The sequence below is a fragment of the Quadrisphaera sp. INWT6 genome, from assembly GCF_015390235.1.
GTDB lineage: Bacteria > Actinomycetota > Actinomycetes > Actinomycetales > Quadrisphaeraceae > Quadrisphaera.
Genome location: NZ_VUOH01000002.1, coordinates 162,451 through 178,019, shown reverse-complemented (window position 1 = coordinate 178,019; position 15,569 = coordinate 162,451). Strand labels below are relative to the sequence as shown.

General features: G+C 74.8%; 8 protein-coding genes and 3 pseudogenes. 7 read left to right on the top strand and 4 right to left on the bottom strand.

The genetic code is table 11. The annotated features are described in order from the left end of the window. The first annotated feature begins 10 nt into the window (after positions 1–10). From F1641_RS05730 to F1641_RS05710, 5 genes are all read left to right on the top strand, one after another. Positions 11–1,237, top strand: a complete 1,227-nt coding sequence (locus F1641_RS05730) for an LLM class flavin-dependent oxidoreductase (RefSeq protein ID WP_219729503.1) — start codon at positions 11–13, stop codon at positions 1,235–1,237. After that, positions 1,234–2,625, top strand: coding sequence for an NtaA/DmoA family FMN-dependent monooxygenase (locus tag F1641_RS05725; RefSeq protein ID WP_194903531.1), 1,392 nt, complete (start codon positions 1,234–1,236; stop codon positions 2,623–2,625). Before F1641_RS05730 ends, F1641_RS05725 begins: the two co-directional genes overlap by 4 nt. After that, a complete protein-coding gene (locus F1641_RS05720) occupies positions 2,622–3,779 on the top strand; it encodes an LLM class flavin-dependent oxidoreductase (protein WP_194903530.1) in 1,158 nt (385 codons plus the stop codon). Before F1641_RS05725 ends, F1641_RS05720 begins: the two co-directional genes overlap by 4 nt. Beyond that, entirely contained in the window at positions 3,776–4,534 is a 759-nt protein-coding gene (locus tag F1641_RS05715) for a GNAT family N-acetyltransferase (RefSeq protein ID WP_194903529.1), read from the top strand. Before F1641_RS05720 ends, F1641_RS05715 begins: the two co-directional genes overlap by 4 nt. A 97-nt stretch (positions 4,535–4,631) precedes the next feature. Further along, positions 4,632–4,808, top strand: coding sequence for a CsbD family protein (locus F1641_RS05710; protein ID WP_194903528.1), 177 nt, complete (start codon positions 4,632–4,634; stop codon positions 4,806–4,808). A gap of 51 nt (positions 4,809–4,859) precedes the next feature. On the opposite strand, the pseudogene F1641_RS23725 reads toward F1641_RS05710, so the two are convergent. From F1641_RS23725 to rhaI, 4 genes and pseudogenes are all read right to left on the bottom strand, one after another. Then, positions 4,860–6,099 (bottom strand): annotated as a pseudogene (locus tag F1641_RS23725) (alpha-hydroxy-acid oxidizing protein). Positions 6,100–6,246: 147 nt separating this feature from the next. Next, positions 6,247–7,392: pseudogene (locus F1641_RS23720) on the bottom strand (rhamnulokinase family protein); the annotation flags it as partial. A 200-nt stretch (positions 7,393–7,592) separates the two neighbouring features. Beyond that, positions 7,593–9,663: pseudogene (locus F1641_RS23715) on the bottom strand (bifunctional aldolase/short-chain dehydrogenase). A gap of 274 nt (positions 9,664–9,937) precedes the next feature. Further along, positions 9,938–11,104, bottom strand: coding sequence for an L-rhamnose isomerase (gene rhaI, locus F1641_RS05690; protein ID WP_194903527.1), 1,167 nt, complete (start codon positions 11,102–11,104; stop codon positions 9,938–9,940). 173 nt (positions 11,105–11,277) lie between these two features. Here rhaI and F1641_RS05685 point away from each other — a divergent pair, with 173 nt between their 5' ends. Further along, entirely contained in the window at positions 11,278–14,268 is a 2,991-nt protein-coding gene (locus F1641_RS05685) for an alpha-L-rhamnosidase (protein ID WP_194903526.1), read from the top strand. After that, a complete protein-coding gene (locus F1641_RS05680; RefSeq protein WP_194903525.1) occupies positions 14,265–15,539 on the top strand; it encodes an MFS transporter in 1,275 nt (424 codons plus the stop codon). Before F1641_RS05685 ends, F1641_RS05680 begins: the two co-directional genes overlap by 4 nt. Positions 15,540–15,569: the final 30 nt, after the last annotated feature.

Sequence of the window (15,569 nt, the reverse complement as noted above, 5' to 3'; positions counted from 1 at the left end):
ATGCGCCCCCGTGCCCGCTGACCCGCTCGTGCCCACGAAGCCCCTGCACCTCGCGGTCGCGCTCGACGGCGCGGGGTGGCACCCCGCCGCCTGGCGCGAGCCCGCCGCCCGCCCCACCGAGCTGTCCAGCGCCCGCTACTGGACCGACCTCGCCCTCGAGGCCGAGGCCGGCCTGCTCGACCTGGTCACCCTCGAGGACGCGTTCCGCCTGCAGTCGACGGACCGGACCGACGTGGTGGTCGGCCGCCTCGACGCCGTGCTCGTGGCCGCGAGGCTCTCCCTCGTCACCCAGCACGTCGGCCTCGTGCCGAGCGCGACGGCGACGCACACGGAGCCGTTCCACCTCTCCAAGGCCGTGGCCACCCTCGACCACGCGAGCCGCGGCCGCGCGGGCGTGCGGGTGCAGGTCTCCCTGCGCCCGGACGAGGCCGCCCACCTCGGTCGCCGCCCGGAGCTGACGGCCCTCGTCCCCGGGAGCACCCCCGACCCGGCGCTCGTGGAGGACGTCTTCGACGAGGCCCGCGACTGGACCGAGGTGGTGCGCCGCCTCTGGGACTCCTGGGAGGACGACGCCGAGATCCGCGACACCGCGACCGGCCGCTTCGTCGACGCCGCCAAGCTGCACGCCGTCGACGTCGACAGCCCGCACTTCTCGGTGCGCGGCCCCTCGACCACCCCGCGCCCGCCGCAGGGCCAGCCGCTCGTGGCGGCCCTGAGCCACGTGCCCGTGGCGCACCGCTTCGTCGCGCGCTCCGCGGACCTGGGGTTCCTCACCCCCCACGACGCCGACGACGCGCGGCGCCTCGTCACCGCCGTGCGCGCCGAGCGGCAGACCCAGCCCGCCTGGCCGGACGGCGCCGGCGACCAGCCGCTGCGCCTGCTCGGAGACGTCGCCGTCGTCCTCGACGAGCGGCCCGGGGCCGCGGCGGAGCGGCTGGCCCGCCTCGACGAGGCCGCCGGGGCACCCCTGGCCGGCACCAGCGACGCGCTGGTCTTCGCCGGGACGCCCGCCGAGCTGGCCGACCTCGCCCTGGCGTGGCAGGAGGCGGGCCTGGACGGCCTGCGGCTGCGCCCCGCCGTCCTGCCCGACGACCTGCACGCCACCACGCGCGGGCTCGTCCTCGAGCTGCAGCGCCGCGGGGCGTTCCGCACGGAGTACTCCGAGCGCACGCTGCGCGAGCGCCTCGGCCTGGCCCGCCCCGCCAACCGCTACGCCCTCACGGAGGCAGCGCGATGAGCCGAGACACGACCGGGCGCCAGGTGCACCTCGCGGCGCACTTCCCCGGCGTCAACAACACCACCGTGTGGTCCGACCCCGCCGCGGGCAGCCACATCGACCCCGACTCGTTCGTGCGCTTCGCGCAGACCGCCGAGCGCGGCAAGCTCGACTTCCTCTTCCTCGCCGAGGGGCTGCGGCTGCGCGAGCACGCCGGGCGCACCTACGACCTCGACGTCGTCGGCAGGCCCGACACCTTCACGATCCTCGCGGCCCTCGCCGGCGTCACCACGCACCTGGGGCTCACCGGCACCATCAGCTCGACGTTCAACGAGCCCTACGAGGTGGCCCGGCAGTTCGCCACCCTCGACCACCTCTCCGAGGGTCGGGCCGCGTGGAACGTCGTCACCAGCTGGGACGCGTTCACGGGCGAGAACTTCCGCCGCGGCGGGTTCCTCGCCGCTGACCAGCGCTACGACCGCGCCCGCTCGTTCCTGGAGACGGCGCTCGAGCTCTTCGACTCCTGGCGCGGTGACGAGGTGCTGGCCGACAAGGACACCGGCCGGTTCCTGCGGGCGCCCGGGCCGGGGGCGTTCGCCCGCCACGACGCGCACTTCGACGTCTCCGGGCACACCACCGTGCCGCGCAGCCCGCAGGGGCGGCCGGTGGTCTTCCAGGCCGGTGACTCCGAGGAGGGCCGCGCGTTCGCCGCCGAGCACGCCGACGCGATCTTCACGCGGTACGCGACGCTCGAGGAGGGCCGGCCGTTCTACGCCGACGTCAAGGCGCGCCTCGCGGCGTTCGGCCGCCGCCGAGACGACCTGCTCGTGCTGCCCGCGGCCACCTTCGCGCTCGGCGACACCGACGCCGAGGCCGAGGAGGTGGCCCGCGAGGTGCGCCGCGCGCAGGTCAGCGGGGCGACGGCGATCGTCTTCCTCGAGCAGGTCTGGAACCGCGACCTGTCCGGCTACGACCCCGACGGTCCGCTGCCCGACGTCGACCCGGTGGTCGGCGAGCAGGTCATGAGCCAGGGTCGCGCGAGCGTGCGCCAGTACCGCGACCCGCTGGCCACCGCGAGGGCGTGGCGGGAGCGGGCCGAGGCGGAGGGCCTGTCGATCCGCGAGCTGATGATCGAGCAGACGGCGCGGCAGACGTTCGTGGGCTCGCCGACCACCGTGGCCGACACCATCCAGCACCTCGTCGAGGCGGAGGCCTCCGACGGGTTCATCCTCGTCCCGCACCTCACGCCGGGCGGGCTCGACCCGTTCGTCGACCGTGTGGTGCCGATCCTCCAGGAGCGCGGGGTGCACCGCACCGAGTACGAGGGCACCACGCTGCGCGACAACCTCGGCCTGCGGCCGGTGCCCGCCGGTGGCTCCAGCACGACGACGGCGGGAGCGAGCGCGTGAGCACGCCCCTGGCCGTCCTCGACCTGGTGCCCGTCCCCTCGGGCAGCACGACGGCGCAGGCGCTGGCGAACAGCGCCGACCTCGCCGAGTCGGCGGAGCGCTGCGGGTACGCCCGCTACTGGGTGGCCGAGCACCACCTCAACCCCGGCGTGGTGGGCGTCTCGCCCGCCGTCGTCCTGGCGCTCGTGGCGGGGCGGACGCGGACCATCCGGCTGGGCGCCGCGGCCCTGCAGACCGGTCACCGCACGGTGCTGAGCGCCGTGGAGGACTTCGCCCTCCTCGACGCCGTGCACCCCGGCCGCATCGACCTCGGCCTCGGGCGCCCCGGGGGCCCGCCGCGCGGCGAGGACGGCGCGCCCCTCGCCCCGCCGCCGGCGCCCACGCCGGAGCAGCAGGAGGGCGCGGTGGTCGACGGCCTGCGCGTGCCCGGGCCGTTCCCGCTGGCGCCGCTGCTCACCGCGCCGCGCTTCGGGGCCCTGCCCGAGCTGGTGCCCGTCCCCGCACCCGGCGCACCCGGCTTCGGCGAGCAGGTCGACGACGTGCTCGCCCTCCTCGCCGGCACGTGGACCTCCTCGGCCGGCGTGCCGCTGCAGGCCCACCCCGGCACCGGCGCCGACCTGCAGGTCTGGCTCTTCGGCAGCACCGGCGGGACGACGGCGGCGGTGGCGGGGGAGCGCGGCCTGCGCTTCGGGGCGAACTACCACGTGGCCCCGCAGGGCGTCCTCGACGCCGCCCGCTCCTACCGGGCGGCGTTCCGCCCTGCCGGTGGTCCGCACGGCACGGCCCAGCCGCACCTGACGGTCTCCGCCGACGTCATCGTCGCCGAGACGGACGAGGAGGCCCAGCACCTGGCCGCCGGCTACGGCCCGTGGGTGCGCTCGATCCGCACGTCCGCCGGTGCCATCCCCTACCCGACACCGGCGGAGGCCGCCGAGCTCACCGCGTCCGGTCGGTGGACCGCCGCCGACGACGCGCTGGTCGCCGACCGGCTGGCCACGCGCTTCGTGGGCTCGGCGGCGACCGTCGTCGCGGGCCTGGAGCGCCTGCGCGACGCGACCGGCGCCGACGAGCTGCTCGTCACCACCGCCACCCACGACCACGCGGCGCGCGTCCGCTCCTACGAGCTGCTCGCGGCGCAGTGGGGCGACCGGTGACCGGCGGCTCCGAGCTGAGCGGGAGCACCGACCTCGACGCGCTGCTCGACCGGGCGGTCTGGCACGCGGCGACCGGCCCGCACGCCCACCTCGCGCGCCGCCGCGGCCGGGTGGTCGCCTACGAGCCCGACGTCGCCGCCTTCGGTGCCCTGCCGCCCGACCCGACGCCCGGTGACTGGCGCGACGCCGCCACCCTGGTGGGTCCCGGCGGCGTGCTGGTCCTCACCGGCGACGTGCCGACCCCGCCCGGCGACTGGGGCGTGGTCGTCGACATCCCCGGGGTGCAGCTGGTCGCCGACGACGACGGGCCGGTGGTCACCGCAGCGGACCCCGAGGCGGTGCGCCTCGGCCCGGACGACGTCGAGGAGATGACCGACCTGGTGCGGCGCACGGAGCCGGGGCCGTTCCTGCCGCGGACCGTGCAGATGGGCACCTACCTCGGCGTCCGCCGCTCCGGCCGGCTGGTGGCGATGGCGGGGGAGCGGCTGCACCCCGCGGGCGGAGGCCGCGGCGCCACCGAGATCAGCGCGGTGTGCACCGACGCCGCCTGGCGCGGCCAGGGGCTGGGGCGGCGGCTCGTGCTCGCCGTCGCCCACGGGACCCGCCAGCGCGGGGAGCTGCCGTTCCTGCACGCCTCGGCGTCGAACACCGGCGCGATCGGCCTGTACGAGCACCTGGGCTTCCGGCTGCGGCGCACCACGCGCTTCGCCGTCCTCACCCCGCCGCAGGGCGCCGAAACCCCTGACGGGCTGTGATGATCGCGACACCCGGCGGGGCTCACCTCGCCGCGCGGTGCGGTGATCGCGTTCCTAGCGTGATCGGCGACAGCAGTGCAGCGATGGAGGAGGACCCGTGTCCGCAGGCGACAAGCTGAAGAACGTCGTGCAGAAGACCGTGGGCAAGGCCGAGGAGGCCGTCGGCAAGAAGACCGACGACGCCGAGCTGACCGCCCAGGGCCGCAAGGACCAGGTCATGGGGGAGCAGCGCCAGAACGTCGAGAAGGCCAAGGACGCCACCCCGGGTCACTGACCTCCACCCGCCCAGGGGCCCGGCTGCTGAGCAGCCGGGCCCCTGGCGCGCTCAGCGCCGGGCGCGGGGGACCAGGCGCTCCAGCTGGGTGACGTGCTCCGGGGTCAGCTCCTCCAGGGAGTGCGCCCCCAGCAGCTTCATCGTCCGCACCACCTGCTCGGACAGGATCTGCACCACCCGGTCGACCCCCGGGCGCCCGCCGGCCATCAGCCCGTACAGGTAGGGCCCGCCCCACCAGGGTGAACCTCGCGCCCAGCGCGACCGAGGCCACCACGTCGGCGCCGTTCATGATGCCGGTGTCGACGATGACCTCCAGGTCCTCGCCGACCTCCTTGACCACCTCGGGCAGCAGGTGGAAGGGGATGGGCGCCCTGTCGAGCTGGCGGCCGCCGTGGTTGGACAGCACGATCGCGTCGACGCCGGCGTCGGCGAACCTCTTGGCGTCGGCGAGGGTCTGCACGCCCTTGACGGCCAGCTTGCCCGGCCACATCGACCGGATGACCTGGAGGTCGTCGAAGCTGATGGTGGGGTCCATCGCCATGTCCAGCAGGTCACCGACGGTGCCGCCGGTGGCGCTCAGGGAGGCGAACTCCAGCTTGGGGGTGGTGAGGAAGTCGTACCACCACCACGGGCGGGTGGAGGCGTCCAGCACCGTGCCCAGGCTCAGCTGCGGGGGGATGGAGAAGCCGTTGCGCTTGTCGCGCAGGCGGGCACCGGCCACGGGGGTGTCGACGGTGAAGAACAGGGTGTCGAAGCCGGCCTTCGCGGCGCGCTCGACCAGGGCGTAGGAGATCTCCCGCTGGCGCATGACGTACAGCTGGAACCAGTTGCGCCCGTGGGGGTTGGCGGCCTTGACGTCCTCGATGGAGGTGGTGCCCAGGGTGGACAGGGTGAAGGGGATCCCCGCCGCGGCGGCGGCGCCGGCTCCGGCGGTCTCGCCCTCGGTCTGCATCAGGCGGGTGAAGCCGGTGGGGGCGATGCCGAAGGGCAGGGCTGAGGCGCCGCCCAGGACGGTGGTGGTGGTGTCGACGTGGGCGACGTCGCGCAGGACCTGGGGGTGGAACTCCACGTCCTGGAAGGCCTGGCGGGCGCGGGCGATGGAGATCTCGGCCTCGGCGGAGCCGTCGGTGTAGTCGAAGGCGGCCTTGGGGGTGCGGCGCTTGGCGATGGTGCGCAGGTCCTCGACGGTGAGGGCGGCGTCGAGGCGGCGCTTGCGGCCGTCGAGGGTGGGCTTCTTGAAGTGGAGGTACTCCAGGAGCTCGGCGGGCTTGGGGGCCTGTCGCTGGACCATCGGGTGCTCAGCCTCTCTGCAGCGCGTCGGGTCGTGAGGTGGCGGCGCCCGTGCGCGGCCGGAACGTCCTCGGGGGAAGGAGCGGGCGACGACGGCGCGCAGCGCCTCGAGGTCACCCTGCACCAGGTGGTGCGTGCGCGCCTGCACCAGGAGGTTGCCGACGGCGGTGGCCTCCACCGGACCCGCGACCACGGGCAGCCCGGTGGCGTCGGCGGTCAGCTGGCACAGCAGCGCGTTCTGCGCACCGCCGCCCACCAGGTGCACCGTGCGGGTGGTGCGCCCGGTGAGGCGGTCGACGTCGCGGACGGCCCCGGCATGGGCCTCGGCCAGGCTGCCCAGCACGCTGCGGACGAGCTCGGGTGCCGAGGCCGGGGCCGGGTGACCCCGCTCGGCGAGCAGCGCTCCGACCCGGCTCAGCATGTCTCCGGGGGCCATGAGGCGGGGGTCGTTGGCGTCGAAGGTCGGGACGTCGTGGGGCACGAGCGCGGCCTGCTCCAGCAGAGCGGGCAGGTCGTGGGTGGTGCCGGCCCTCGCCCACGTGCGCAGCGACTCCGACAGCAGCCACAGGCCCATGACGTTCCTGAGGAACCGCACCCGCCCGTCGACGCCGCCCTCGTTGGTGAACCCGGCCGACCGGGCGGTCTCGCTGGTCACGGCGGTGCTCAGCTCGGCACCCACCAGCGACCAGGTGCCGCACGAGATGTAGGCGGCGTCCTCGGCCTGCATCGGGACCGCCGCGACCGCCGAGGCGGTGTCGTGGGAGCCCACGGCGGTGAAGGTCAGACCGCCCGCGATGCCGAACTCCGAGGCCACTGCGGAGGAGACCCCGCCGATGACAGCGCCGGGCTCGACGACCTCGGGGAAGAGGGAGGGGCGCAGGCCCAGTCGGCCGAGCAGCTCGCCGTCCCAGGTCCCGCCGCCGACGGGCACCAGGCCCGTCGTCGACGCGTTGGTGCGCTCGGCGACCTGGCGCCCGGTGGCCCAGTAGCCGAGCAGGTCGGGGATGAGCAGCAGCCGCTCGGCGAGCCCCAGCTCGCCGCTGGCTCGGGAGGCGGCCAGCTGGAAGAGGGTGTTGAACGGCAGGTGCTGCAACCCGTTGCGGCGGTACAGCTCCTCGGGGCCCACCAGGGCGTGGACGTCGGTGACGCCGGCGTGGTTCCGCTCGTCGCGGTAGTGGTACGGGTTGCCCAGCAGCCGGCCGGAGCCCAGGAGCCCGTAGTCGACGGCCCAGGAGTCCACCGCGGCCCCCACCAGGCCCGGCTCCTCCCGCGAGGCCGCGCCCAGGCCCCGCATCGCGGCCGAGTACAGGGACAGCACGTCCCAGTGCAGGCCGTCGGGCAGGCGGACCGGGGTGTTGTCGAACCTGGCCACGTGGCGCAGGTGCAGCCGCTCCTGCCCGTGCCCGCCGTCCAGCGCGCCGGTGATGACCCGGCCGCTGGTGGCGCCCAGGTCGATCGCGGCGACCGACCTCGCGGCCCTGTCCGTGGTGGAGGTCATCGCAGGAAGGCGGCGGCCACACCCGCGTCCACGGGGACGTGGAGGCCGGTGGTGTGGCTGAAGTCCGGTCCGGTGATCGCGGCGACGGCGTTGGCCACGTTCTCCGGCAGCACCTCGCGCTTGAGGATGGTGCGCTGGGCGTAGAACGCGCCCAGGTCCTGCTCGTCGATGCCGTAGGTCTTGGCGCGGTTGGCGCCCCACCCGGCGGCGAAGATCCCCGAGCCGCGCACCACCCCGTCGGGGTTGATGCCGTTGACCTTCACCCCGTGCTCACCCAGCTCCACGGCCAGCAGGCGCACCTGGTGGGCCTGGTCGGCCTTGGTGGCGGAGTAGGCGATGTTGTTGGGCCCGGCGAAGACGGAGTTCTTGGAGGAGATGTAGACGACGTCACCGCCCAGGCCCTGCTCGATGAGCGCCCTCGCGGCGGCCTTGGAGACCAGGAAGGAGCCCTTGGCCATGACGTCGTGCTGCAGGTCCCAGTCCTCGGCGGTGGTCTCCAGCAGCGGCTTGGACAGCGACAGCCCGGCGTTGTTGACCACCAGGTCGATCCCGCCGAACGCCAGCACGGTGGCCTCGACGGCGGCGGCGACGGCGGCCTCGTCGGTGACGTTCGCAGCCACGCCGATCGCGACGTCGCTGCTGACCTTCGCGCCGACCAGCGCGGCGATCTCCTCCGCGGCGGCCTGGGCCTTCTCGGCGTCGAGGTCGGCGACGACGACGCAGGCGCCCTCGGCGGCCAGGCGGGTGGCGATCGCCTTGCCGATGCCCGAGGCGGCACCGGTGACCAGCGCGATGCGGGTGGCGTGGCTCTTGGCTTCGGCATCCGCGCGAGCTTGGCCTCCTCCAGCGCCCAGTACTCGATGCGGAACTTCTCGGCCTCGGCGATGGGGGAGTAGGTGGAGACGGCCTCGGCGCCGCGCATGACGTTGATGGCGTTGAGGTAGAACTCCCCGGCCACGCGGGCGGTCTGCTCGTCCTTGCCGTAGCTGAACATCCCCACCCCGGGGACCAGGACGATCGCCGGGTCGGCGCCGCGGATCGCCGGGGAGGCGTCGGGTCCGTCGGTGACCGCGTGGCGGTCGTAGTAGGCCTGGTAGTCCTCGCGGTAGGCGGTGTGCAGCTCGCGCAGGCGGGCCGTGGCCTCCTCGACGGTGGCGGTGGCGGGCAGGTCGAGCACGAGGGGCTTGACCTTGGTGCGCAGGAAGTGGTCCGGGCAGGAGGTCCCGAGCTCGGCCAGGCGCGGCAGGGACTCCCGGGCGAGGAAGTCGAGCACGCGGGGTCGTCGCTGAAGTGCCCGACGACGGGGTGGTCGTGGGAGGCCAGCCCCCGGATCGTGGGCGCCAGGGCAGCGGCGCGCGCACGGCGCTCGGCGTCACCGAGGGCCTCGTACCCGGGGCGGACGGCGCCGAAGGGCTCCGCCTTCCCGTGGGCGTCGAGGTGCGCCTGGGCCGTGGCGATGATCCACAGGGAGTTCGCCGCGGCCTGATCGGAGGTGTCGCCCCAGGCGGTGATGCCGTGCCCGCCGAGGATGCAGCCGACCGCCTCGGGGTTCGCCTCCTTGACGGCGGCGACGTCCAGGCCCAGCTGGAAGCCGGGTCGGCGCCAGGGCACCCAGACGACCTTCGGTCCGAAGACCTCGGCGGTCAGCGCCTCGCCGTCAGCCGCGGTGGCGATGGCGATGCCGGCGTCGGGGTGGAGGTGGTCGACGTGGGCGGCCTCGACCAGGCCGTGCATGGCGGTGTCGATGGAGGGCGCGGCACCGCCGCGGCCGAAGAGGCAGTGGTCGAAGGCGGCGACCATCTCGTCCTCGCGGTCCACACCGGGGTAGGTCGACGTCATGGCCCGCAGCCGGTCCAGGCGCAGCACGGCCAGGCCGGCCTCGGTGAGGGTGCCGAGGTCGCCGCCGGAGCCCTTGACCCAGAGCAGCTCGACTTCCTCACCGGTGACGGGGTCGGTGGCGGTGCCCTTGGCAGAGGTGTTGCCTCCGGCGTAGTTGGTGTTGGCCGGTTCGGCGCCCAGGCGGTTCGAGCGGGCGACCAGGGCGTCGGCGGTGGGGTTGGTGCTCACGAGTGGTCCTCCGTGGGAGCGGCCGTCAGGCGGGGGAGCGGGTCTCGGGTCGAGGGCTCGAAGACGTGTCTGGGCGGGTGCGCAGCAGCCGGGACGCAGCGGTGCCGCTCAGGTGCGGCGGCCTGCGAGCTGGCGGCGCTCCCCGCGCTGTTCAGGGAGTCCGCGACCACCTGGGGGCTCACCCCGGCCAGGCGAGCGACGTCGCGGACTCCGGCACGCGCCGGTGTGCGTGCCGGCGACCGCGCACCGGGAGCGCTCCGACGCACCGGAGACCTCAAGCGCCCCAGCCGGCCTGGTCCCCGCCGACGCGCTCGGCCTCGACCTGCTGCTGGTAGCCGCTGGCGCGGTAGGCGGCCATCGGGTCGCGGGGCAGCCCGCGCGACTCGCGCCAGTCGGCGAGAGCTGGGCGGACGTCGGTCTGGAAGGCGTCCATGAACACCTCGTGGGCCCCGAGCACGTCACCGGCGAGCTGGGCGGCGTCCAGGGCCGCGCGGTCCAGCAGCAGCGCCCGGGCGGTCATCTCCTGCACGTTGAGCACCGAGCGGATCTGGCCGGGGATCTTGGCCTCGATGTTGTGGCACTGGTCGAGCATGAACGCGACGCCGCTGTCGGGGCCCAGGCCGCCGCCGCGCACGACCTCGACCAGGATGCGGAAGAGCTGGAAGGGGTCGGCGGAGCCGACGATGAGGTCGTCGTCGGCGTAGTTGCGGCTGTTGAAGTCGAAGGAGCCCAGGCGGCCCAGGCGGAGCAGCTGCATGACGATAAACTCGATGTTGGTGCTGGGCGCGTGGTGACCGGTGTCCAGGCACACGAAGGCCTTGGGGCCCAGCGCCACGACCTGGGCGTAGGAGGTGCCCCAGTCGGGCACGTCCATGGAGTAGAACGCCGGCTCGAAGATCTTGTACTCGAGCACGAGGCGCTGGTCCTCGCCGATGGCGGCGTAGATCTCGGCCAGGGAGTCGGCCAGGTGGTCCTGGCGGGTGCGCATGTCGTCCTGGCCGGCGTAGTTGGTGCCGTCGGCCAGCCAGATCTTCAGGTCGCGGCTGCCGGTCTCGCCCATGATCTCGATGCAGCGCAGGTGGTGGTCGATGGCCTTGCGGCGCACGGCGGCGTCGCGGTGGGCGAGGCTGCCGAGCTTGTAGGCCTCGTCCTGGAAGGTGTTGGAGTTGACGGTGCCGAGCGCCACGCCGAGGTCGGCGGCGTGGGCGCGGAGCTTGCCGTAGTCGTCGACCTCGTCCCAGGGGATGTGCAGGGCGACGGTGGGCGCCAGGCCCGTGAGCTCGTGGACCTTGGCGGCGTCGGCGACCTTCTCGAAGGGGTCGCGGGGCACGCCCGGCTGGCCGAAGACGCGGAAGCGGGTGCCGGAGTTGCCGAACGCCCAGGAGGGCAGCTCGATCGCCTGCTCGGCGAGCTGCCCGGAGATGTTCTCGAAGGACGTCATCGTGCTCCTGCTTCCGCGCTGTAGTGAAACGTTTCACGAAAGATAGGACCCTCGCGGTGCCCGGTCAAGCCCTCGCTGGCGCCCCGCCGGGGCGGGCCCCGCGGGAGGGTGACGGCGCCCGAGTGCCCTGCTACAGTGTGGTGAAACGTTTCATACCGCGAGGAGATCCGTCGATGTCGACGCAGGTGCGAGTCGTCTCTGTCCGGGTCGAGCACCAGCGGGCCGGTGGGGGGCTGGGGATCGGCGAGGCCGCGCCGCGCCTGTCGTGGCAGGTGGCTCCCGGCCCCCGCGACTGGGTGCAGGAGCGCTACGAGGTCCGCCTGCTCGACGCCGGGGGTGAGGTCGTCGAGACCGCCGCTCCCGTCGTCTCCGCGGAGCAGGTGCTCGTCGCCTGGCCCTTCACCCCCCTCACGAGCGGTCAGCGCAGGCTGGTGCAGGTCCGCGCCACCGGCGCCGACGGCTCCACCTCCGAGTGGTCCGAGCCCGAGCCGGTCGAGGCGGGGCTCCTCGAGCGTCGCGACTGGACCGCCGTCCTCGTGACCGCCGACCCCGCCGGCGAGCCCGGTGCTCCCGTGGCCTCGCCCGCCCCGCGTCTGCGCCGCGGGTTCACCGTGCGGCCGGGGCTGCGCAGCGCCCGCCTGCACCTGACCGCGCAGGGGCTGGTGGAGGCGCACCTGAACGGGCGCCGCGTGGGCGACGAGCTCCTCGCCCCGGGGTGGACCGCGTACCGCTCCCGCCTGCGCTACCGCACCCACGACGTCACGGACCTGCTGGTCGAGGGTGACAACGCCCTGGGGGCGCTCCTCGGCAACGGCTGGTGGCGCGGACGACTGGCCTGGGGCGGGCGCCGCGCGCTCTACGGCACCCAGCGCGCGCTGCTCGCCCAGCTCGAGCTCACCTACGACGACGGCACCTCCGAGCGCGTCATCACCGACTCCTCCTGGCGCTGGTCGCCCAGCGAGGTGCTCGACGACGACCTCTACGACGGTGAGCACGTCGACCTCCGCCGGCGCGACGAGGCCTGGCTCAGCGCCGGCTTCGACGACGCCGGCTGGGACGCGGTCACCGAGCTCGGCCTGCCCGACGCCGACCTGGTCGCCGCGGACTCCGCTCCTGTCCGCGCTGTCCGGACCGTCCGCCCGGTGGCCGTCGAGGTGCTCGACGCGCCCGGCGTCGGGGCTGACCCGGGTCAGACCACCGTCCGCCTCGACCTCGGGGAGAACGTCGTCGGCCACCTGCGGGTCCGCGTGCGCCCCGAGCTCGGCCCCCAGGACGGCGACCGCGTGGTCGTGCGGCAGGCCGAGGTGCTCGAGCACGGCGCGCTGGGCGTGCGCCCCCTGCGCACCGCGAAGTGCCTCGACACCTACGACCTGGCGGGCTCCTCGTCGGCCGACCAGGCGGGCGAGCAGGTGCTCGAGCCGCGCTTCACCTTCCACGGCTTCCGCTACGCGGAGGTCTCCGGACCCGCCTGGCTCGCCGGGCTGACCGCCGGCGACGTCGAGGGCGTCGTCATCACCTCCGACCTGGAGCTGGCCGGAGGCTTCTCCTCCTCCGAGCCGCTGCTCGACCAGCTGCACGCCAACGTGCTGCGCGGCTGGCAGGGCAACGCCGTCGACGTGCCCACCGACTGCCCCCAGCGCGACGAGCGCCTCGGCTGGACCGGCGACGCGCAGGTCTTCAGCCCCACCGCGTCCTTCCTCACGCGCTCGGGGGGGTTCTGGACCAGCTGGCTCAAGGACGTCGCCGCCGACCAGGTCGACGGCGCGGTGCCGTTCGTCGTCCCCGACGTCCTGTCCGGTCCCGGCGTCTTCGGCTCCGACGGCGCACCGGTGCCGGCAGCGGCGTGGGGCGACGCTGGCGTGGTCATCCCCTGGGTGGTCTTCGAGCGCACCGGCGACACCGCGGTGCTGGAGCGCCAGTGGCCGAGCATGGTCGCCTGGGTCGAGCGCCTGCTGCGCGAGGCCGGGGAGGACCTGCTGTGGTCCGGCGGGTTCCAGTTCGGTGACTGGCTCGACCCCACCGCGCCCCCGGAGGACGCCGCGGCGGCCCAGGCCGACCCCGACGTCATCGCCACCGCCCACCTCGCACGCGGAGCTGACCTCCTCGCCCGCACCGCCCGGGTGCTGGGACGCGACGACGACGCGGCCCACTGGGACGACGTCGCCCGCCGCGTGCGCGACGCCTTCGTCGCGGAGTACGTGACCGGTGCCGGCCGCGTGCTGTCGGACTGCCCGACCGTCTACGCCGTCGCGATCTGCTGGGACCTCCTGCCCGAGGGGTCCCGCCAGCACGCCGGTGACCGGCTGGCCGACCTGGTGCGGACCTCGGGGTTCCGCATCAGCACCGGCTTCGTCGGCACGCCGCTGGTGACCGACGCGCTCACGCTCACCGGCCACGTCGACGTCGCCCACCGCCTGCTGCTGCAGCGACGGGTGCCCAGCTGGCTGTACCCGGTGACCATGGGCGCGACGACGGTGTGGGAGCGCTGGGACTCGATGCTGCCCGACGGCACCATCAACCCCGGCGAGATGACCTCGTTCAACCACTACGCCCTGGGCGCGGTGGCCGACTGGATGCACCGCACCCTGGTCGGTCTCGCGCCCTCGACGGACCCGCGGTCGGCGGGTTACCGCGAGCTCGTCGTCGCCCCTCGCCCCGGTGGCGGGCTGACGAGCGCCTCCGCGTGGCACGACACCCCGTACGGCCGCGCCGACGTCGCCTGGTCCGTCGACGGCGCTGACGGGGGGACCTGGCACCTCGACGTCGTCGTCCCGCCGGGCGCTCGCGCCGTCGTCCAGCTCCCCGACGGCAGCGAGCCGGTCAGCGTCGGCAGCGGTGAGCACTCCTTCTCCCTGCCCGTCGCCGCGGCCTTCGGGGACACCGGAGCCCCGGTCGGCCTCGACTCGCCGGTGCGCGCGCTGCTGGACGACGCCCGCGCCTGGGACGCGGTGGCCCCGGCCCTGGTCGACGCCGGCGTCGGGCACGACGACGGCGAGGCCGCACGGCGCATCGCGCCGCTGCTCGAGCGCAGCGTGCGGACCATGGCGCTGTCCGCGTCCGCTCCCGGCAGCGTGCCCTCCGGCACGCCGCTGCTCCAGGCCGTCGAGAGGGCTCTGGCGACGGCGGCCGCCGCCGGGGGAGGCGGCGCGGGAGGCGGCCGGTGAGCGCCCCGGCCGCGGCGGGCGCAGGACGGACCGGTGCGCGCCCGCCGTGGAAGGTCGCCGTGCTCGGCGGCGCGGCCTCCTACATCGACGCCGCCACGATCATCGCCGCGGGGACGGCCTTCGTCCTCTACCAGGACGCCCTCGGCCTGGACGCGTGGGACATCGGGGCGCTGTCGGCGATCCTCACCCTGGGGCTCGCCGTCGGGGCGCTGGTCGGCGGTCGTCTGGGCGACCGCTTCGGACGCAAGCGCGTCTTCTCCGTCGACCTGCTGGTGCTCGTCGCCGGGCTGCTCCTGCTCACCCTCGCCCCGGGCGTCGGCGTGCTGTACGCGGGAGCGGCGGTCACCGGACTGGCGCTGGGCGCCGACATCCCGGTGTCGCTGGCGCTGATCGCCGAGGAGTCACCGCCCGAGCAGCGCAGCCGCCTCGTCGCCTTCTCCCAGGTGATGTGGATCGGCGGGATCGTGGGGTCCCAGCTGGTCGGCTTCGCCGTCTCGGGCCTCGGCGAGCTGGGCGGGCGGATCCTGTTCGCGCAGGTCGCCGTCATCACCCTCGTGGTGTGGGTGCTGCGGCGGACGCTGCCGGAGTCGTCGGCCTGGACCCGCGTCAGCAGCGCGGCTGCGACGAGGACGACGACGCGACGCCCGGGGCTGAGGGCCCTCGCCGCGCACTCCGTGCCGCTGGCGGCCGTGACGCTCTTCTACACGCTCAACAACCTCTCGGCGAACACCCTGGGGCAGCTGGGCACGTACCTGTTCGTCAACGTCGCCGACGTCAGCCCCCGGGCGGCCACCGGTGCCGGGCTCGTGGGCACCGTCGTCGGGCTCGCGGCCAACCTGCTCTTCATGCGGATCTCGGGCCGGCCCTCGCGCATGACGGGCTTCGTCGTCGGTTCCCTGCTGCTGGCCGGCGGCTTCGTGGTGCCCGTGGTGCTCGGGGTCACCTTCGCCACCGTCTTCACCGCCGCGCTGCTGGCGGCCTTCGGCGGGGGGCTCGCGGGGGAGTCGATCTTCAAGGTGTGGAGCCAGGAGCTGTTCCCCACCGCGGTGCGCGCCACCGGGCAGGGCGTGGCCATCTTCGTCACCCGCGCGCTGACGGCCGCCTTCGCCCTGGTCACCCCGGCCCTCGCGGAGGCGTCGCCGCGCGGGCTGTTCGCCGTGCTGGTCGCGCTCAACCTCGGTGCTGGCCTGGTCGGTCTGCTCTGGGTGGCTCGACAGCCCCGCGCGGTCGACGCCGAGGACGCGCGCGGCCCGGAGGCGGTGGCCACCTGACGCGCCGGCGTCCGGGTGAGGGGGCGGCGC

What these genes read in the sequence shown, in the direction of transcription:
- F1641_RS05685 (WP_194903526.1), top strand. Translation starts at nt 11,278, where the DNA reads ATGTCGACGCAGGTGCGAGTCGTCTCTGTCCGGGTCGAGCACCAGCGG.
- F1641_RS05725 (WP_194903531.1), top strand. Translation starts at nt 1,234, where the DNA reads ATGAGCCGAGACACGACCGGGCGCCAGGTGCACCTCGCGGCGCACTTC.
- rhaI (WP_194903527.1), bottom strand. Translation starts at nt 11,104, where the DNA reads ATGACGTCCTTCGAGAACATCTCCGGGCAGCTCGCCGAGCAGGCGATC.